Annotated in this window: 19 protein-coding genes, 1 tRNA gene, 1 other RNA gene, 1 riboswitch and 1 other annotated feature; of the genes, 17 read left to right on the top strand and 4 right to left on the bottom strand. The window is 41.6% G+C overall.

What is annotated here, in order from left to right; all coding sequences use genetic code 11:
- Positions 1 to 858: 858 nt before the first annotated feature.
- A complete protein-coding gene (locus HU823_RS21625; protein ID WP_197223317.1) occupies positions 859 to 1,836 on the bottom strand; it encodes a YaaC family protein in 978 nt (325 codons plus the stop codon).
- Between the two features lie 134 nt (positions 1,837 to 1,970).
- Here HU823_RS21625 and guaB point away from each other — a divergent pair, with 134 nt between their 5' ends.
- From guaB to HU823_RS21575, 10 genes are all read left to right on the top strand, one after another.
- Positions 1,971 to 3,428: an IMP dehydrogenase gene (gene guaB, locus HU823_RS21620; protein WP_066390420.1), complete on the top strand. Its 1,458-nt coding sequence runs from the start codon at positions 1,971 to 1,973 to the stop codon at positions 3,426 to 3,428.
- Between the two features lie 128 nt (positions 3,429 to 3,556).
- Positions 3,557 to 4,867 carry a D-alanyl-D-alanine carboxypeptidase family protein gene (locus HU823_RS21615; protein WP_313957547.1) on the top strand — a complete coding sequence of 437 codons (1,311 nt, stop codon included), beginning with the start codon at positions 3,557 to 3,559 and terminating at the stop codon, positions 4,865 to 4,867.
- A gap of 172 nt (positions 4,868 to 5,039) precedes the next feature.
- Positions 5,040 to 5,924 carry a pyridoxal 5'-phosphate synthase lyase subunit PdxS gene (pdxS, locus tag HU823_RS21610; protein WP_066390422.1) on the top strand — a complete coding sequence of 295 codons (885 nt, stop codon included), beginning with the start codon at positions 5,040 to 5,042 and terminating at the stop codon, positions 5,922 to 5,924.
- 4 nt (positions 5,925 to 5,928) lie between these two features.
- Positions 5,929 to 6,513 (top strand): pyridoxal 5'-phosphate synthase glutaminase subunit PdxT, encoded by a 585-nt coding sequence (gene pdxT, locus HU823_RS21605; protein WP_197223316.1) that lies wholly within the window; start codon positions 5,929 to 5,931, stop codon positions 6,511 to 6,513.
- A gap of 37 nt (positions 6,514 to 6,550) precedes the next feature.
- Positions 6,551 to 6,766: a binding site (T-box leader), on the top strand.
- Between the two features lie 279 nt (positions 6,767 to 7,045).
- Positions 7,046 to 8,320 carry a serine--tRNA ligase gene (gene serS / locus HU823_RS21600; protein WP_197223315.1) on the top strand — a complete coding sequence of 425 codons (1,275 nt, stop codon included), beginning with the start codon at positions 7,046 to 7,048 and terminating at the stop codon, positions 8,318 to 8,320.
- 4 nt (positions 8,321 to 8,324) lie between these two features.
- On the top strand, positions 8,325 to 8,489 hold the full coding sequence (locus tag HU823_RS21595) for a hypothetical protein (protein ID WP_197223314.1): 165 nt from the start codon (positions 8,325 to 8,327) through the stop codon (positions 8,487 to 8,489).
- Between the two features lie 166 nt (positions 8,490 to 8,655).
- Positions 8,656 to 8,748 (top strand) — tRNA-Ser (locus HU823_RS21590).
- Positions 8,749 to 8,994: 246 nt separating this feature from the next.
- Positions 8,995 to 9,101, top strand: a riboswitch (SAM riboswitch).
- Positions 9,102 to 9,169: 68 nt separating this feature from the next.
- A complete protein-coding gene (locus HU823_RS21585; protein WP_197223313.1) occupies positions 9,170 to 10,183 on the top strand; it encodes a methionine ABC transporter ATP-binding protein in 1,014 nt (337 codons plus the stop codon).
- Positions 10,176 to 10,838 (top strand): methionine ABC transporter permease, encoded by a 663-nt coding sequence (locus HU823_RS21580; protein WP_225219028.1) that lies wholly within the window; start codon positions 10,176 to 10,178, stop codon positions 10,836 to 10,838. The genes HU823_RS21585 and HU823_RS21580 overlap by 8 nt, the downstream gene beginning before the upstream one ends.
- A 250-nt stretch (positions 10,839 to 11,088) precedes the next feature.
- The gene (locus HU823_RS21575) at positions 11,089 to 11,904 is read left to right on the top strand and encodes a MetQ/NlpA family ABC transporter substrate-binding protein (RefSeq protein ID WP_197223312.1); all 816 of its coding nucleotides are present in this window, start codon (positions 11,089 to 11,091) and stop codon (positions 11,902 to 11,904) included.
- Positions 11,905 to 11,953: 49 nt separating this feature from the next.
- Here HU823_RS21575 and HU823_RS21570 read toward each other — a convergent pair whose 3' ends face one another.
- The 3 genes from HU823_RS21570 to HU823_RS21560 form a co-directional block, all read right to left on the bottom strand.
- Positions 11,954 to 12,622 carry a deoxynucleoside kinase gene (locus HU823_RS21570; RefSeq protein WP_066390443.1) on the bottom strand — a complete coding sequence of 223 codons (669 nt, stop codon included), beginning with the start codon at positions 12,620 to 12,622 and terminating at the stop codon, positions 11,954 to 11,956.
- The gene (locus HU823_RS21565; protein ID WP_066390445.1) at positions 12,619 to 13,260 is read right to left on the bottom strand and encodes a deoxynucleoside kinase; all 642 of its coding nucleotides are present in this window, start codon (positions 13,258 to 13,260) and stop codon (positions 12,619 to 12,621) included. Before HU823_RS21565 ends, HU823_RS21570 begins: the two co-directional genes overlap by 4 nt.
- Positions 13,261 to 13,376: 116 nt before the next feature.
- Positions 13,377 to 13,991, bottom strand: a complete 615-nt coding sequence (locus HU823_RS21560; protein WP_197223311.1) for an isochorismatase family cysteine hydrolase — start codon at positions 13,989 to 13,991, stop codon at positions 13,377 to 13,379.
- Positions 13,992 to 14,145: 154 nt separating this feature from the next.
- Between HU823_RS21560 and tadA the strand changes: the two genes are divergently transcribed.
- From tadA to HU823_RS21525, 7 genes are all read left to right on the top strand, one after another.
- Positions 14,146 to 14,649 (top strand): tRNA adenosine(34) deaminase TadA, encoded by a 504-nt coding sequence (gene tadA, locus HU823_RS21555; protein WP_231607596.1) that lies wholly within the window; start codon positions 14,146 to 14,148, stop codon positions 14,647 to 14,649.
- A gap of 86 nt (positions 14,650 to 14,735) precedes the next feature.
- An RNA gene (gene ffs, locus HU823_RS21550) (signal recognition particle sRNA large type) lies at positions 14,736 to 15,000 on the top strand.
- A 105-nt stretch (positions 15,001 to 15,105) separates the two neighbouring features.
- Positions 15,106 to 16,815, top strand: coding sequence for a DNA polymerase III subunit gamma/tau (dnaX, locus tag HU823_RS21545; protein WP_197223310.1), 1,710 nt, complete (start codon positions 15,106 to 15,108; stop codon positions 16,813 to 16,815).
- A gap of 16 nt (positions 16,816 to 16,831) precedes the next feature.
- On the top strand, positions 16,832 to 17,149 hold the full coding sequence (locus HU823_RS21540) for a YbaB/EbfC family nucleoid-associated protein (protein ID WP_370630164.1): 318 nt from the start codon (positions 16,832 to 16,834) through the stop codon (positions 17,147 to 17,149).
- A gap of 9 nt (positions 17,150 to 17,158) precedes the next feature.
- Positions 17,159 to 17,755: a recombination mediator RecR gene (recR, locus tag HU823_RS21535; protein WP_066242586.1), complete on the top strand. Its 597-nt coding sequence runs from the start codon at positions 17,159 to 17,161 to the stop codon at positions 17,753 to 17,755.
- A gap of 17 nt (positions 17,756 to 17,772) precedes the next feature.
- Positions 17,773 to 17,997 (top strand): YaaL family protein, encoded by a 225-nt coding sequence (locus HU823_RS21530; protein WP_066390458.1) that lies wholly within the window; start codon positions 17,773 to 17,775, stop codon positions 17,995 to 17,997.
- A gap of 76 nt (positions 17,998 to 18,073) precedes the next feature.
- A complete protein-coding gene (locus tag HU823_RS21525) occupies positions 18,074 to 18,340 on the top strand; it encodes a pro-sigmaK processing inhibitor BofA family protein (RefSeq protein WP_066390460.1) in 267 nt (88 codons plus the stop codon).
- Positions 18,341 to 18,587 lie beyond the last annotated feature (247 nt).

Below are 18,587 nucleotides of genomic sequence, written 5' to 3'. Positions count from 1 at the left end.
CTTTTTTTGTGTGTTTAAAAGACTGTTTGTATAAACTTTGTTGTTTTTGAAAGGGTTGATTTCCGTTGCAGGCTGCTCGCTTTCCACGGGGCAGGCGGTGAGCCACATTCGGACGTTTCACTTTTAAGTGTCTCACCTGCCCGCCTGTCCCGTAGGAGTCTCGCACCTTCCACTCCAATCAACGGTCAAAGGAGAACAAGAACAAGATATTTTGAAGTCTAAATCTCAAAAAATATATAAAAGGAGAAAAAGGTGGTTTGGCGGCTGCCAAACTTTCTATTAGGGGTGTGGGGTTAGAAGGCTCGGGGGTATAGAGCATGGATCGGGCAGGGAGCGGTTGTCGAGAATTAGCGAAATGCCTTTATTTTTGATTTTTGACTTAATTGAGTCTCGTTTCAACTTAATTCACTCTTCTTACGGCTTAATTTTGTGCATTCCGACTTAATTAGACCATGGAGATACCCAGCGTGGTATTTGCAGTACGCCGGCCAAAACACTTCACACCCACTCAAAACCCTCAAAATAGGAAGAAGATGGCTGTGGCCATCTTCCAAAACGCCATATTCCTCAGCAAAACCCCTAAAAATCCATCCCAAAAGCACTTCAAGCAGCTCCACCACCCAACACCCAAACCAAAACCCCACAAAAACACCCTTGATCTACCCTCCCAAACCACTAACTCAGCTCTCCCATTAACCACAACCCACACAATTACAAGGTAATCTTATTTTTATACGAGGTAACCCTGAATATATCCGTAAAACTCCATCATATATCCGCAGATAAAAATCTTTATCCGATTTTCGACACGACATTTACACTTGCTCTAACACAGCACTATAACCAAGAAACCAACCCTCAATTCCTCATCTGCAGCATCATACCAAAAAGGTATGGAATCTTTTTAGCTGTAATGTTTAGAAACTGCTGTATATAGGGTAATTCTTCAGAAGTATACGTATGAAATAGCTCGCTCCACCATTCCGTATCGTATCTACTCAACATACTTAAGTTGTAAAGGATCACATAATGAACCATAAATTCATTAAGCGCAGGAGATTGCAGAAGTTCACGGTTTACAGGCAAGTAGTACGTGTTTTCTTGATGATGATACGATAACGGAAAGCAATCAAAAGGCCGTAACGGTTCATTCTCCCCAAAAACAAGCTGCATCCTATCACTACTTCCACCCAAACTTAAAGAAAACTTTGACGGAAACAAGCTGTTCATATATTCACTAAATCGTTCTAATGACATATGTAGGTGATCGTTAACATTTTTGGGAAGATAGAATGTTGACTCATTTTCCTTATACATCTTCACAAGGTGAACATCACCGTTCATTTGCTTAAACAATGAACTTAACTCTGGCACAGTTTGAAGAAGAGACACCATCGTAAATTTTTCTCCCTCAATATGTTTCATGTGAAACACTTTTTCACAAAAATGATTGAACAGACCTGTTCGTTGTACTTTCACTTCATCATATAGAAACTCATAGCTTCTTTTCTTTCTTTTTCTTGTAGAGAGCCCGTGTGCAAGAACGGCACTTGAATCGGGATAGTCTGGATCGCTGCAGAGTATGCATGCTTTCATAAGCTGAGTCATGCCATAAAACAGAAGTACAGGCTTTAGCTCAACAGGGGCTTGATCGGCGAGATTATAATATTTCTTTCCATGCTCGATATAGTAAATAAACCCATATGTATTATCAAAGCTTTTGCCGTTGCTGTCATCTATGTTTAGTTGAAGATATTGTTTACTCAAGAATTGCTGCGATTTTTGAGAGGAAAAGAACATATCGAATAAAGCCCAAGTGTCATGTTGTGTCATCATTTCTTCGTCATTCCTCTCTTCTTAAATTATTTGAAAAATCGAACATATTTTGTATTCCTTGACACTAGTGTACCCAGTTGATAATCTACAAATAATATTTTTCAGGAAGATAAATTTGAAGGGGTGGTTAAGGTATGTGGCAAGATAAGTTTGCAAAAGAAGGTTTAACCTTTGATGATGTGTTATTAATTCCAGCGAAATCGTCAGTTCTGCCTGGTGATGTTTCGATTAAAACGAGGTTATCTGATACGGTGCAATTGAACATTCCGATTATCAGTGCTGGTATGGATACAGTAACAGAAGCAAACATGGCGATCGCTATGGCTAGACAAGGCGGTTTAGGAATTGTACACAAGAACATGTCTATTGAAGAACAAGCAGAACAGATCGACCGTGTTAAACGTTCTGAAAGTGGCGTAATCACAGACCCGTTCTACCTGACACCTGAGCATCAAGTTTTTGACGCTGAGCATTTGATGGGTAAATATCGTATCAGCGGTGTACCGATCGTAGATGCAGACAAAAAATTAGTAGGTATCTTAACGAACCGTGATTTGCGTTTTGTTCAGGATTACTCCATTAAGATCTCAGATGTGATGACAAAAGAAAACTTAGTGACTGCACCAGTTGGCACTACGTTAAAAGAAGCTGAAAAAACGCTTCAGCAATATAAAATCGAAAAGCTTCCACTCGTAGATGATGAAGGTACGCTACAAGGCTTGATCACTATTAAAGATATCGAAAAAGTAATTGAATTCCCGAACTCTGCAAAAGACTCACAAGGACGTTTGTTAGTAGGAGCTGCAGTAGGTGTTACAAAGGATGCCCTTTTACGTGTAGAGAAGTTAGTACAAGCAGGTGTGGATGCAATTGTTATCGATACGGCTCATGGACATTCTGAAGGAGTTCTTCAAAAAGTTCGTGAAGTAAGGGATGCTTATCCTAAATTAACAATCATTGCAGGAAACGTTGCTACTGCAGAGGCGACTCGTGATCTGATCGAAGCAGGAGCGAGTGTTGTAAAAGTAGGAATCGGACCTGGTTCGATCTGTACGACACGTGTTGTTGCTGGTGTGGGAGTACCACAAGTAACTGCCGTTTATGATTGTGCAACAGAAGCGAAGAAGTATGGTGTACCGATCATTGCAGATGGTGGTATCAAATACTCTGGAGATATCGTTAAAGCGATCGCAGCAGGCGGACATGCTGTTATGCTGGGCAGTATGCTTGCTGGTGTGTCTGAGAGTCCAGGAGAGCGTGAAATTTTCCAAGGACGTCAATTTAAAGTGTATCGCGGCATGGGTTCTGTCGGAGCGATGGAGCGAGGTAGCAGCGACCGCTATTTCCAGGAAAATAATAAGAAGCTTGTTCCAGAAGGTATCGAAGGACGCTTACCTTATAAAGGACCATTGGCTGATACGATCTATCAGTTAGTTGGCGGTATCCGTTCAGGTATGGGGTATTGTGGAACAGCAACGATCGATGAGCTTCAAAATGATTCCCGTTTTGTAAAAATTACGGGTGCTGGACTTCGCGAGAGTCATCCGCACCAAGTTCAAATTACTAAAGAAGCACCAAATTATTCAGTCTAAAGACACATTTTTAGGACAGAGGTATAACCTCTGTCTATTTTTTTGAAAATGTGTATGGTACAATAACTTTTGTGTGTAAATGGGTTTGGAGGTGCAGTTTTTTGAACAGCAAGATAAAACAACTTTTAGTGGTGACACTGATTTTTTCATTTTTTACGACGAGTTTATTAGGATTTTCAAAGTCAGCAAGTGCGGCACCGTCTTTAGATGTAGCAGCTGAAGGGGCTATACTTGTGGATGCAGAAACGGGGAAAATATTATATCAGAAAAATGCTGATAAGTTACTCGCTCCTGCAAGTATGAGTAAGATGATGACCGAATACCTATTACTAGAAGCCATTGACAAGAAAAAGATATCTTGGGATCAGAAAACAAGTATTTCTGAATATGCCCATAAGATTTCTCAAAACCGAACATTATCAAACGTACCATTGCGTGTAGATGAAAAATATACAGTTCGTGAGTTATACCAAGCGATGGCGATCTATTCTGCTAATGGAGCAACGATCGCATTATCAGAACTAATCGCGGGCTCTGAAGGTGAGTTCGTTAAAAAGATGAATGCCAAGGCTAAAGAACTAGGGATGAAAGATTTCAACTTCGTGAACTCTTCGGGCCTTAATAATAAAGACCTTTTCGGCAACCATAATTCAGGCAGTGAAACAGACGAGAACATGATGAGTCCTCGTGCTACTGCTATTCTAGCTTACAACTTACTTAAAGATCATCCAGAAGTATTAGAAACAGCAAGTGTTCCACGTTTGAAATTCCGCGCGGGCACGGATGACGAAATTCAGATGGAGAACTGGAACTGGATGCTTCCTGAGCTCAATAGTGGCTATGAGGGAGTAGACGGATTAAAAACAGGATCTACAGATATCGCAGGTAACTGTTTTACAGGTACAGTGAAAAAAGGAGATACTCGTCTTATTTCAGTTGTTATGAAAACAGGAACTCGCTTGGATCGATTTAAAGAAACGAAGAAACTATTTGATTTTGGATTTGCAAACTTTGAAAAAGAGCAGATCTTACCTGATAACTATCAAGTAAAGAGCAACAAAACAGTACCTGTCGTAAAAGGTAAGGAAAAAGAAGTTAAAGTTGCTACAAAAGAACCTCTTTCTATGGTGATTAAAAGAGGAGAGAAAGAAAACTATAAGCCTAAATTTGTTATGGATAAGAAGAAGATGACAAAAGATGGCGAACTGACAGCACCTGTTAAAAAAGGTGAAGTTGTCGGTCATATCAATGTTGAGTATACAGGCAGCAGTGAAGACTATGGCTACCTAATCGATGGTGAAACAAAAGGCAAGACAGAAGTAGTAACGACTCAATCTGTTGAAAAAGCGAACTGGTTCGTTCTTGCGTTACGCGGTGTTGGCGGATTCTTTGGCGGACTTTGGTCTGGTGCCGTTGACATGGTTAAAGGCTGGTTTTAATTTTATACGATTCTAGAAGTTCTTTAGCATTTGCTGAGGAGCTTCTTTTTTTCTGAAAATATAGAGAGTTGCGCTTTTTTTGATTTGCGATAAAATAGATGAGAATACTAGTTTTATCTTAAAACAACCGAAAATTGTTGTTATAACACATATAATTCAGGGGGTAGTAAGCATGTTAAAAACAGGTACTGAACGTGTAAAAAGAGGAATGGCAGAAATGCAAAAAGGCGGCGTCATCATGGACGTTGTAAACGCAGAACAAGCTCGTATTGCGGAAGCTGCAGGAGCAGTAGCCGTAATGGCACTTGAGCGTGTTCCTTCAGATATTCGTGCTGCAGGCGGAGTAGCGCGTATGGCTGATCCTACAATCACAGAAGAAGTTTTGAATGCTGTTTCTATTCCCGTAATGGCGAAGGCGCGTATCGGTCATATCGTTGAAGCACGTGTTCTTGAAGCAATGGGTGTTGACTATATCGATGAGAGTGAAGTTCTAACTCCAGCGGATGAAGTTTTCCACTTATTGAAGAGCGATTACACAGTACCTTTCGTATGTGGAGCACGTGATCTTGGTGAAGCGTCACGCCGTATCGCTGAGGGTGCATCCATGCTTCGTACAAAGGGTGAGCCTGGAACAGGTAACATCGTTGAAGCGGTACGCCACATGAGAATGATTCAAGGTCAGATTCGTAAAGTAGTTGCTATGAGTGAAGACGAGCTCATGACAGAAGCTAAGAACTTAGGTGCACCTTTCGAAGTTCTTCTTCAAATCAAAAAAGCGGGCAAGCTGCCTGTCGTTAACTTTGCAGCTGGCGGAATCGCAACACCAGCAGATGCAGCACTCATGATGGAACTTGGCGCTGATGGTGTATTTGTCGGATCAGGAATCTTCAAGTCAGAAAACCCAGAAAAGTTTGCTCGTGCTATTGTTGAAGCTACAACGCACTACCAAGACTACAAACTAATCGCTGAACTATCTAAAGGTCTCGGAACGGCTATGAAAGGGATCGATATCTCAACGCTAGCTCACGGTGAGCGTATGCAGGAGCGAGGCTGGTAAATCCATGCTAAAAATCGGAGTATTAGCCTTACAAGGTGCGGTACGCGAGCATGTAGCAGCGATTGAAGCAAGCGGAGCAGAAGCAGTAGCGGTAAAGCGTGTAGATGAACTTGCAGACCTAGACGGGTTAGTGATGCCAGGCGGCGAAAGTACAGCGATGAGACGATTGATCGATAAATATCATTTCCTAGAACCTTTAAAGAAGTTTGCTCAAAACAAACCAGTTTTCGGCACATGTGCAGGATTGATCTTGATGGCTAAACGCATCCAAGGACAAGATTCAGCACACCTTGAACTGATCGATATGACGGTTGAGCGTAATGCGTTCGGGCGTCAGGTGGACAGTTTTGAAGCAGATCTCATGATACATGGTGTAGGGGAAGATTATACGGGCGTATTTATCCGAGCACCATTTATCGTTGAAGTTGGCCCGGAAGTAGAGATTCTATCGAAGCATAACGATCGAATCGTAGCGGCTAAACAAGGACATTTCCTCTGTGCAGCTTTCCATCCAGAGCTAACAGACGACTACAGACTTCATCAATATTTTGTAAAAATGGTACAATCGGCTAAAGAAGTAGTTGCATAAAATACAAAAATGCTGTACATTACTATAAAATCATTATAAAAAATCAATGACAGGAACTAGTAGCAAAAATTACTTTGTTTAGAGAGTCGGTGGCTGGTGAAAACCGATCAAAGTGTTTTGTGAATCCATCCTCGAGTGAAGAGCTGAACGTTCAGTAAGCTTTTCCGGTGAAGAACCGTTACATGTAATCGAGCCGGCAATAGAAATTCTATTGCAATTAGGGTGGCAACGCGGGTTAACTCTCGTCCCTATTTCTAATTTTTATTAGAGATAGCGGGCGGGAGTTTTTTGTTTTCTCATGTGACATCTAAGGCATGATTGAACTTAACTTCTTTGGAAGGTTGAACGAAGTGTAAGGTGCGAGACTCCTGCGGGATGAGTGAGCAGGTGAGCCTCCTAAAACGCATAGCGCTAGGAGGCTCACCGCACACCCCGCGGAAAGCGAGCGACCTAAAAACGTAGTCAACTACTTTCAATAACTGCAAAGCAAAAGAAAACCGTGATTTTTTATAAACTAAAGGAGGACATAAACATGTTAGATTTAAAATTTGTTCGTGCCAATTTTGAAGAAGTAAAAGAAAAGTTATCTGCACGTGGAGAAGACCTCTCTGGATTAGATCAGTTCGAAGCATTAGATCAGCGCCGCCGCGAGTTAATCGGTGAAACGGAAGCACTAAAATCTAAGCGTAATGAAGTATCTAAACAAGTTGCAGAGTTCAAGCGTGAGAAAAAAGACGCTGACCACCTCATCACAGAGATGCGCGAAGTAGGCGATAAGATTAAAACGATGGATGATGAGCTTCGCCAAGTCGAAGAAGATCTTCATGCTATCATGCTGACGTTGCCTAACATACCGCATGAAAGTGTTCCTGTAGGTGAGACTGAGGATGATAACGTACCTGTACGTCACTGGGGAGATGTTCCTGAGTTTGCTTTCGAAGCAAAACCTCACTGGGATATAGCGACTGAACTAAACATCGTTGATTTTGAACGTGGAGCAAAAGTAACAGGCAGCCGTTTTGCTTTTTATAAAGGTCTAGGAGCTCGTCTAGAGCGTGCTCTTATCAACTTTATGATGGATCTACACGAAGACGAGCATGGCTATACTGAAGTACTGCCTCCATACATGGTTAACCGTCAAAGCATGACAGGTACTGGTCAGCTTCCAAAGTTTGAAGAAGATGCGTTCAAAATTCGCGAAGAAGACTATTTCTTGATTCCAACTTCTGAGGTTCCTGTAACGAACATGCACCGAGAAGAGATTCTAACTGCTGAAGACCTTCCGATCACGTATGCAGCGTACAGCGCTTGTTTCCGTTCTGAAGCGGGATCTGCAGGACGCGACACGCGAGGTTTAATCCGTCAGCATCAGTTCAATAAAGTAGAGCTTGTACGCTTCGTTAAACCTGAGGATTCTTATGAAGAGCTCGAGAAGCTTACAGGACACGCTGAAAAAGTACTTCAGTTGCTTAATCTTCCATATCGCGTGCTGAGCATGTGTACGGCTGATCTAGGCTTCACAGCAGCTAAGAAATATGATATCGAAGTATACCTTCCAAGCTACGGTGAGTACCGCGAGATTTCTTCTTGCTCTAACTTTGAAGATTTCCAAGCGCGCCGTGCTCAAATTCGTTTCCGCCGTGATGCGAAAGGGAAGCCGGAATTCGTTCATACGCTAAATGGATCAGGCCTTGCGATCGGTCGTACAGTAGCCGCAATCTTAGAGAACTATCAACAAGAAGACGGAACTGTAGTCATTCCTGAAGTTCTTCGTCCTTATATGGGGAATAAAGAAGTAATCAAGTAAACAAATGAAGAAGCTGACTCAGAAAAGGTATCCAGAGGGGCCTTTAGAGTCAGCTTTTGTTATGTTTACGGGGTGCAAAAGTATTATTATCGGTGGTGGGAAGAAGATTTCAGGTGGTAAGATGGCGATTACTGGTGATAAAGTAGGATCTACAGGTGAAAGTCTTTAGGTCTCAGGTGGTAAGCACGGTTTTAGCGGTGAACGTGTAATGAAAATAAAAACACGTACCGTAAAATCATACCTCCAAAAAAGCCAAATAAAAAAACAAAAAAAGTTATTAAAAACCGTTGACACTTTATTTATTAGCATGTTATTATAGTTCTTGTCAGTCACACGGAGGTATACCCAAGTCCGGCTGAAGGGATCGGTCTTGAAAACCGACAGGGGTTTAACGACCCGCGGGGGTTCGAATCCCTCTACCTCCTCCATATACATATTCAACCTCATCTGAGTTTCTCGGATGAGGTTTTTTGTTGTGTTTTTTTGCACTTACTAATGAGAGCATCTCAATCGCAAATCGTCCCCATTCAAAATCTCGGAGAAAACCCATAAAAATTTTAAACCTTTACACTCAATGATGTAAGCGCTAACACTTTAAAGTGATAAAATTAAGTATTGACAGAACTTTTAGACAGAGCGTATGATGACAACTATAACTTAATCCAATAATGCAATACTTATTCAGAGAGACCGAGGGATCAGGCCCTATGACGTCCGGCAACCTCCATAATGGAACGGTGCTACTTCCTGCAGAATGATGATTCATTCTGGAAGATAAGTCGATGTTTACTTATTCGCCCTCTTCCATGGAATGAAGAGGGCTTTTTTATATTGTAAGGGGGAGGACATATGATCGAGATCAATGACGTTACTAAATTATATAAAGTAAAGGGCAAAGAGATCGTCGGGGTAAAAAATGTATCACTGACGATTGAAAAAGGTGAGATCTTTGGCATTGTAGGATATAGCGGGGCTGGAAAGAGCTCGTTGTTACGCTGTCTCAACTTATTAGAAAAACCAACATCAGGGGAAATCAAGATCGATGGCATCTCAATCACCAAGCTAGGAAAAAAGGAGTTGCGCGAGGAGCGCCTGAAGATCGGCATGATCTTTCAGCATTTTCATTTGATCAGTGCGAAGACCGTTTTTGAGAACATTGCCTTCGCTTTAAAAGCAGCTGGAAAAACGAAAGAAGAAATCACCAGTAAAACAAACGAGTTGTTGAAACTGGTGGGATTAGAGAATCAAAAAGATCAGTACCCTTCTCAGCTGAGTGGTGGTCAGAAACAGCGTGTTGGTATTGCGAGAGCTCTGGCCAACGATCCGAAGGTATTACTTTGTGATGAAGCTACTTCAGCTCTTGATCCGAATACAACAAAATCGATCCTTTCCTTGCTGAAGTCCATCAATAAAAAGTTAGGCATTACGATCGTGCTGATCACGCATGAGATGGAAGTGGTAAAAGAAATCTGCCACCGAATGGCTATCATGCAGGATGGAGAAATCATCGAGTCTGGTGATGTGTATAACATTTTTGCTAATCCAGAAAAAGAGCTCACAAAAACGTTCATCAGCTCTGTTATCCAGATGGATCTACCAGAACCTCTTCTAAAGAACAGAAAAGGAACAGTGATCAAGATTCAGTTCAAAGGAGCCATTGCAGAAGAAGCTGTAGTTTCTGAGCTTTTCCAAAACTATCGTGTAAAAGGGAATATCCTTCACGGTAAGATCGAATATATTCAAGACACGCCGCTTGGTATCTTCATCATGGAACTTGTCGGTGAAGAAGCCGAAGTAAAGCGAGCGATCTCTTATATTGAAAGTCGCATAGAAAATCTTGAGGTGGTGAAACAAGTTGCTTGATTCTATTTTAAACATCCTTCCAGATCTGAATAAAGCATTCTTCGAAACGTTATATATGGTGGCTATATCACTCGGTGTATCATTAGTGGTCGGCTTGCCGCTTGGAATCATCCTATTTGTAACGGACAAAGGATTATTATTTGAGAATGCGTGGATCAAACAGATAGCGGGCATTCTTGTAAACTTGATCCGCTCAGTGCCATTCATCATTCTATTAGTCGCATTATTACCGTTAACACAACTGATTACAGGCACGACGATCGGGCCAACAGCAGCATCTGTCTCACTGTCTGTCGCAGCCATACCATTCTTTGCAAGGCTCGTAGAAACGTCATTACGAGAAATCGATAAAGGCGTGATTGAAGCGGCCGTTGCAGTAGGCGCTACGCCATGGATGATCATCCGTGAAGTGCTTCTACCAGAAGCGAAGCCAGGAATCGTTCAAGCGATAACAGTCACAGCTATCAGCTTGCTAGGTTATTCAGCCATGGCCGGCATCGTCGGCGGCGGAGGAATCGGAGACTTCGCAATCCGCTTCGGCTACTATCGCTACGACAACACGATCATGCTAACAACTGTCATACTACTAATCGTAATCGTCCAGCTCATGCAAGTAATCGGAGACGGTGCAGCAAAGGCAGTAAATAAAAGATAATTTTTTTCTAAAGGTAAGACGAGAAAAGATTCATCTTTAAAGGTTTAGGTTTAAAAGACATCATTGGCAAGTTGATTGGAGTGCAAGATGCGAGACTCCTGGGGGATCAGCGTGACAGGTGAGACCCCGCCAGCGCAAAGCTAGGGAGGCTCACCGCACGCCCCCCGGAAAGGGAGCATCTGGAACGGAAATCAACGACTTCCACAATTGCATCTAGTATTTGCAAAAACGATTTTAAAAGGGGATCAACATGAAAAAAATCATACTTACACTACTAACAGCTCTGCTCGCTTTCGGCTTAGCAGGATGCTCATCATCATCAGATGCATCAAAAGATAAAGAAGTAACCCTCGGCGCAACAGCAGGACCATACACAGACATGGTCAACAAAGCGATCAAGCCCTCACTTGAGAAAAAAGGATATAAAGTAAAAGTCATTGAATTCAGCGACTATATTCAACCAAACATGGCACTATCAAAAGGCGATCTAGATGCGAACCTTTTTCAGCACAAAGTGTACATGGAGAATTTTGCAAAAGAAAAGAACTTAAAGCTGTCAGAAGTCATCATCGTTCCAACAGCACCGATGGGTCTCTATTCTGAGAAATTCAAATCGGTTAAAGATATAAAAGAAGGAAGCACGGTCGCTATTCCGAACGACCCAGTTAACTTAGCGCGTACGTTGCTCATGCTTGAAGATGCAAAACTGATCACTATTAAAGAAGGAATCAACGAACTAACAGCTTCTGAAAAAGATGTTCAGGATAACCCTAAGAAGCTTGTGTTCAAACCATTAGAAGCGGCGCAGCTTCCACGTGCTGTACAAAGTGCAGATGTTGCAGCTGTACCTGGTAACTTTGCACTCGCAGCAAAGATGGACTTATTGGATGCGATTCAATTAGAGAACATGCCGGACACGTACCGTAACCGTGTTGTGGTGAACACGAAGGATGTTGATTCTGCATTTGCAAAAGATATTAAGAAGGTAGTGGAATCGAAAGAGTTTGAAGAAGTGATCGATAAGGAGTTCGAAGGCTTTGGAAAACCAGAATGGATGAAGAAATAAATAACAAAACCCCGGAGCTCATTAGAATGAGAACCGGGGTTTTCTATGTTTATAAGCGAACTTCTCGTTTCGCTTCAATCTTTTGTGCAATCTTTTCTACGATATGATCGATGGACTCTGGATTATCGCGAAGATCGTAATCATTGATGTTCACACGAAGCACAGGACATGAATTAAAAGAAGCGATCCACTTTTCATAGCGGTCGTACATCTCTTCCCAATAAGAAACCGGTGTTTCTTGCTCCATCTTACGTCCGCGTTTTTGGATACGAGCTAAGATATCATCAAGAGAGCCTTCTAAGTATATCAAGCAATCAGGCTGCGGGAAGTATGGTGTCATGACCATCGCTTCAAACAGGTGAGTATACGTTTCGTAATCTACATCAGACATGTTGCCTTTATCAAAGTGCATGCGAGCAAATATACCTGTGTCTTCATATATCGAACGGTCTTGCACAAATCCGCCGCCATAGTCGAACATTCTTTTTTGCTCTTTGAAGCGTTCTGCTAAAAAGAAAATCTGCAGGTGGAAGCTCCAACGCTTAAAATCATGATAAAAGTTTTCTAAGTATGGGTTGTTATCCACTTTTTCCATGGATGTACGAAACTTTAATTTTTCAGCAAGTGCATTCGTAAATGTAGATTTACCCGCACCTACCATACCTGCCACTGTAATGACAGCATCGTTTGGGATTCCGTATTGTATGAGCTTACTCATCGCGCAACTTCTCCTTTTTTCAGAGTTGCATCGATTAAGGAAAAGATTTTCTCTTTATCCGCTTCATACGCAACAAAATCTAAGTCATCTCCGTTAAACGAGAGCACAGGAATCTCCGGGTGCTGCTTTTTAAAGGCAGTCATGAACGTCTCGTAATCTTCAGCTAACTGTTCTAAGTACGCAGGCTCCATATTTTGCTCGATAAAACGTCCACGCTTACGCACGCGGTCCAGCAACGTATCGAGGCTAGCGTTTAAATAGATGATTACGTTCGGTACAGGCATATCCTCAGTAAGGATATCAAAACACTGCATGTATTTATGAAGATTTCCGTCTTTTAGCGTTCGACCTGCAAAAATACGGTTCTTAAAGATATGATAATCAGAAACGACAGGTATCTGTTTAGATAAATACTGTCCTTGAATCTCTTCAAGCTGTTTATACCTGTTGCAAAGAAAGAACATCTCGGTTTGAAAACTCCACTCATCGATGTTGTCGTAAAATTTTCCGAGAAAAGGATTCTCCTCTACAATCTCTTTCAATAATTGAAAGTTATAGTGCTCGGCAATAGCTTTTGCGAGCGATGTTTTCCCTACGCCAATCGGCCCTTCAACTGCGATAAAGGGGGTTGAACTCATCTTCCTTTTCCTCCCTTATAAATAACAAACGAAAAATTACAGACAAAGAATATTGTAGCATACGTTTGGAAAAGGTGGTGAGATTATCGGTAAAAAGTTAATGGTAAATATGCTATTTAGTACATCGTTTTATGTTTGTTTTCATTTGCCTGATCGATGATCGCTTTTAAATCTAAGTCTTCGCTCTTGCTGATATCGGCATTCAATGTCTTTTCCATTAATATTAAGGCTCTTTCGTTATCTTCCTCTATATTAGAAGCGGAACAATCAGCAGGTGCATAAAGTGTATAACCTCTCATATAAGCATCGTTTGCTGTAAAGAGAACACATATGTTACCTGCTACTCCACATAGTATTAAAGTTTGAATACGAAGTTCATTTAATAAAGTAGATAATGGTGTCGAGAAAAATCCGGAATGCTTAGGTTTCACGACAAAAAAATCATCATCGTCAGGCTGCAATTTTTTTACGAATTCACCACCGGATTGTGTGGAGCAATAATCAACAAGCTTATGTTTATCTGACTGCCATTGTCCGAAGTTATCGTTCACATATATAACCGGAATGTTTTCTTTTTTTGCTCGTTTTTTTAATTCCAGAATCTTATCGGCTATCGGTGCAGACGTTTTTAACAAAAGTGGCGCCTCAGGAAAATTAAAGTCGTTGATCACGTCAATAATAAGCAGAGCGACAGGTATTTTATTGTTCTCGTGCTGATGTTGTTTTTCCATAACGAATCCTCTCTTTTCGTTTTAGCATATTTAATAAAAAGTCATTCTTATCTATATAAAGGAAGTAATGAATTTGATCTATACAACCATTCCTTTCTTTATTATTAGCAAAACCTCTTGTATAATCTCTTACAACTAAAACTTTGGAGCGAAAATGATGGAGATCTTAGAAAAAGATGAATTTTACATGGGGCTTGCTTTAGAAGAAGCACAAAAAGCAGCGGATATCGGCGAGGTTCCCATTGGGGCTATTTTAGTCATAGAGGATGAGATTGTCGCAACAGCCCATAATCTGCGTGAAGCCGAACAAAGAGCGATTGCTCATGCAGAGCTTCTAGCCATTGATCAAGCGTGTAGAGATAAGGAAGCGTGGCGACTCGAAGGAGCAACACTATACGTAACGCTAGAACCATGTGCGATGTGCTCAGGTGCGATTGTCCTCTCAAGAGTAAGTCGTGTGGTGTACGGAGCGGCTGATCCTAAAGGAGGCTGTGCGGGAACGTTAATGAATCTTTTACAAGAAGAACGCTTTAACCACCAATGTGAGGTTGTAGCAGGTGTAAAGAGTGAAGCGTGCGGTCAAATTCTTTCAAGTTTTTTCAAAAAACTACGTGATCGTAAAAGGAAGGAAAAGGAAGAGCGAAGAAAGGAGCTTTAGTGCTCCTGCGGTTGATTTTTTTAAAAGGACATAGTATACTAAATCTTGCACATTTAGTTGTGCATCTAACAATGTTATACACTTTGTCGCGCTAGATGGGGAGGTAGCGGTGCCCTGTACTCGCAATCCGCTGTAGCGAGGTTGAATTCCTCTCCTCGGCTAGTTCAACGTATGGTCTGACGGACGTAAGTGGTGTTGATGTCCGGGTCCTGCGCAACGGAGACCCATGAACCCTGTCAGGTCCGGAAGGAAGCAGCAGTAAGTGGACCACTTCGTGTGCCGTGGGGCAACCTGGACTGAGCTAACTGCGTTTGTACGCATAGGTTGACTATTCCAAAGAGAGGTGCGCGGCATTCTAATATATAAACAATAACTCACCCTTGTTTCAGGGGTGAGTTTTTTGTAATGTTTCAGTATAATATAGAAAGAATGAAGTGATATAAAGGAGGCAAAGGGATGAGTTATCAAGCGCTCTACCGCGTATGGAGGCCACAGAGCTTTGAAGATATGGTCGGGCAGGAACACATTACAAAAACAATTCAAAATGCCTTGATGCAGGACAAGCTTTCCCATGCCTACCTGTTTTCAGGACCACGAGGAACGGGTAAAACAAGTGCGGCAAAGATCATTGCCAAAGCTGTTAACTGTGAACGGGCTCCAGTATCTGAGCCATGTAATGAATGTGACGCTTGTAGAGGAATCACGAACGGCTCGATATCTGATGTACTAGAGATCGATGCTGCCTCTAATACAGGTGTGGATGATATAAGAGATATTCGGGACAAAGTAAAGTTTGCGCCGTCCTCTGTTACGTACAAAGTCTATATCATAGATGAAGTACATATGCTTTCAACTGGTGCGTTTAACGCTTTGTTAAAAACATTAGAAGAACCTCCAAGCCATGTTATTTTTATTCTGGCAACCACAGAGCCGCATAAGATTCCGGCAACGATCGTTTCCCGATGTCAGCGGTTTGATTTTAAACGGATTTCTTCACAGTCTATTATCGGTCGAATGAGACAGATCGTCGACGCTAACGGTACCGAAGTAGATGAAGAAGCCCTTCAACTGCTAGCCAGAGCAGCAGAAGGCGGAATGCGTGACGCATTAAGTCTCCTCGACCAAGCGATCTCCTACAGTGATGAAAAAGTAAGAGTGGAAGATGTTTTGTCGGTAACCGGCTCAGCCTCACAAAAACATCTTTCTGAGATGGCAGAAGCCTTTTTAGAAAAAGATGTTTCAAAAGCTCTTACATTATCTACAGAACTTTTACATGAAGGAAAAGATCCTGTTCGCTTTTTAGGAGATCTTATCTACTATTATAGAGATATGCTTCTCTACAAAACGGCACCTCAATTAGAAGAGCTGTTAGAACGGGTCTCAACGGACGAAGACTTTGCACGATTAGCAGATGCTACAGCTGCAGAAGACATCTATTCGATCATCGGTCAGTTAAATGCTGCACAACAAGAGATGAAATGGACGAACCATCCTAAGATTTTCTTAGAGACAACCTTCATCAAGATTTGTTATCAAAAGCAAGAAGGGATCTCCTCTCAAGCAGGGAATCCTTCTGTTGAACCGTTAATGCAAAGAATTGAGCAATTAGAACAAGAACTAAAAAAAATGAAAGAAGGCGGTTGGTCATCTAACGGATCATCCTCCCAGACCGAAGCAGAAGCTCCAAGAGAGAAACGTGTGATAAGAGGACAAGGTGGCGCATCACAAACGCAAGTGAAAGAGATGCTCAAAAAAGCAAAAAAACCAAACCTTGTTCAGCTTAAAGGGATGTGGGGAGAGATCTTAGATAAGATTCGTTCTGAAAAAGTAAGTGCATATGCCCTTCTTTCAGGTGCAGAGCCGGTAGCTTGCTCAGATCAAATCTTTTTGCTGGCATTTCAGCATGAAATCCACCGTCAGATGGCATCTCAAGAGAACAACAGAAGCTATGTTGAAAGCGCAGTTTATAGTACAATAGGAAAGAACCTGTCCATGCTATCCATATTGGATCCAGAATGGCAGAAACTAAAAGCTGATTTCATTAAAGAACAACAGCAAGGCCAGCCATCTTCTGAAGAAAAAGAAAAAACAGAAGACCCTCTCATCGCGGAGGCAATCAAATTAGTTGGCGATGATTTAATTGAGATAAAAGAAGAGGAAGAATAAAAGGAGGAATTGTACGATGATGAAAGGCAACATGAACAATATGATGAAACAAATGCAAAAAATGCAGCGTGACATGGCAAAAGCTCAAGAGGAACTAAAAGATAAAGTGATCGAAGGTACAGCTGGCGGCGGTATGGTTACTGTTAAAGCGAATGGTCACAAAGAGATCATCGACATTATCATCAAAGAAGAAGTGGTAGATCCAGATGATATCGATATGCTTCAAGACCTTGTACTAGCGGCTACGAACGATGCACTTAAGAAAGTTGACGAACTCGTATCACAAGACATGGGCAAATTCACAAAAGGACTCAACATTCCTGGAATGTTCTAGGAATATGATATGCATTATCCTGAACCGATCTCAAAACTAATTGAAAGCTTTATGAAATTGCCGGGCATCGGACCGAAAACGGCGGTTCGCCTGGCATTTTTCGTATTGGAGATGAAAGAAGATGACGTGCTTGATTTTGGACGAGCACTCGTTAACGCGAAACGTCAGCTCATCTATTGTTCCAACTGCTTTCATATTACTGACCGTGATCCTTGTATGATCTGCGATGATTCAAGCAGAGACCGAACGACGATCTGTGTTGTCCACGATTCCAAGGATGTTATTGCGATGGAAAAAATGAAAGAATACCGCGGACTCTATCATGTACTTCACGGTGCCATCTCACCAATGGACGGCGTAGGACCAGAAGATATTAAAGTTGCAGAACTATTGAAGCGTCTAACAGATGAAGGCATTCAAGAAATTATCATGGCTACTGATCCGAACATTGAAGGAGAAGCCACTGCCATGTATATCGCAAGACTTCTAAAACCAACGGGTATCAAGATTACTCGTATTGCCCATGGCCTACCTGTAGGCGGAGACTTGGAGTATGCGGATGAAGTAACGCTATCCAAAGCGCTTGAAGGAAGAAGAGAAATCTAACTAAAGGGGTTGCTTGCATGTTTTTTTCCCGAAAAGGGCGATTGAAGCGATCCGGAGATGAAGAGCTGCTTCAAAGTCTTGATGAGCTAAAGATAGACTGGATGCACCAAAAAGAGATGGTGGAACGCAGTGTCGAGCCATCAGAAGAGGTTATCTTTAAGCTTCAACTAGCAGAATCAAAATACTTCTTCTTATTAAAAGAAGCGAAAAAAAGAAACGTCACGACCAGCAAGTTAAAATAACTGCTGGTCTTTTTTTTGGACAACTCCCATACAATGACTAGTAAATAACTTTGATGTTGTATAGGGGGAATATAGAATGGAGCCAATAACGGTAATCGCTATTCTTGGAACTATCATCTTTGTTCTGCTTCTAGTAGGTGCTCCAATGCGGCCAATACGCTGGATCGGATTCGGTATTACACGCTTTTGTATTGGTGCACTATTGCTTTTCTTATTAAATGCCATCGGAAACTCATATGACATTCATATTCCGATCAATGCGTTTACCGCTCTGATCTCAGGAATTGCTGGACTACCCGGCATAGCTTCCCTAGTAGCTATCGAATTCTTCATCTTGAACTAGGGGATTTACAAGTATTCATAAACCAAGGTTTAGAGAGCGATAATCAGCTTTCTAAACCTTTTTTCATTTATTTAAAGTAATTTCAAAATAACTATTGACCTTGAATCACAATACGTGATATATTATTTCTTGTCGCCGCAACACATGAAACATTGTTGCAGGCGGGAAACAAATTTTAAAAAACGGTTGACTTCTTCTTATAAAGATGTTATCCTAATAAAGTCGCTAAAACGAGCGGCTAACAAAC

The organism is Fictibacillus sp. 18YEL24 (genome assembly GCF_015903855.1).
GTDB lineage: Bacteria > Bacillota > Bacilli > Bacillales > Fictibacillaceae > Fictibacillus > Fictibacillus phosphorivorans_C.
The sequence above is the reverse complement of the archived record's forward strand: the minus strand, read 5'-3'. Positions and strand labels throughout refer to the sequence as shown.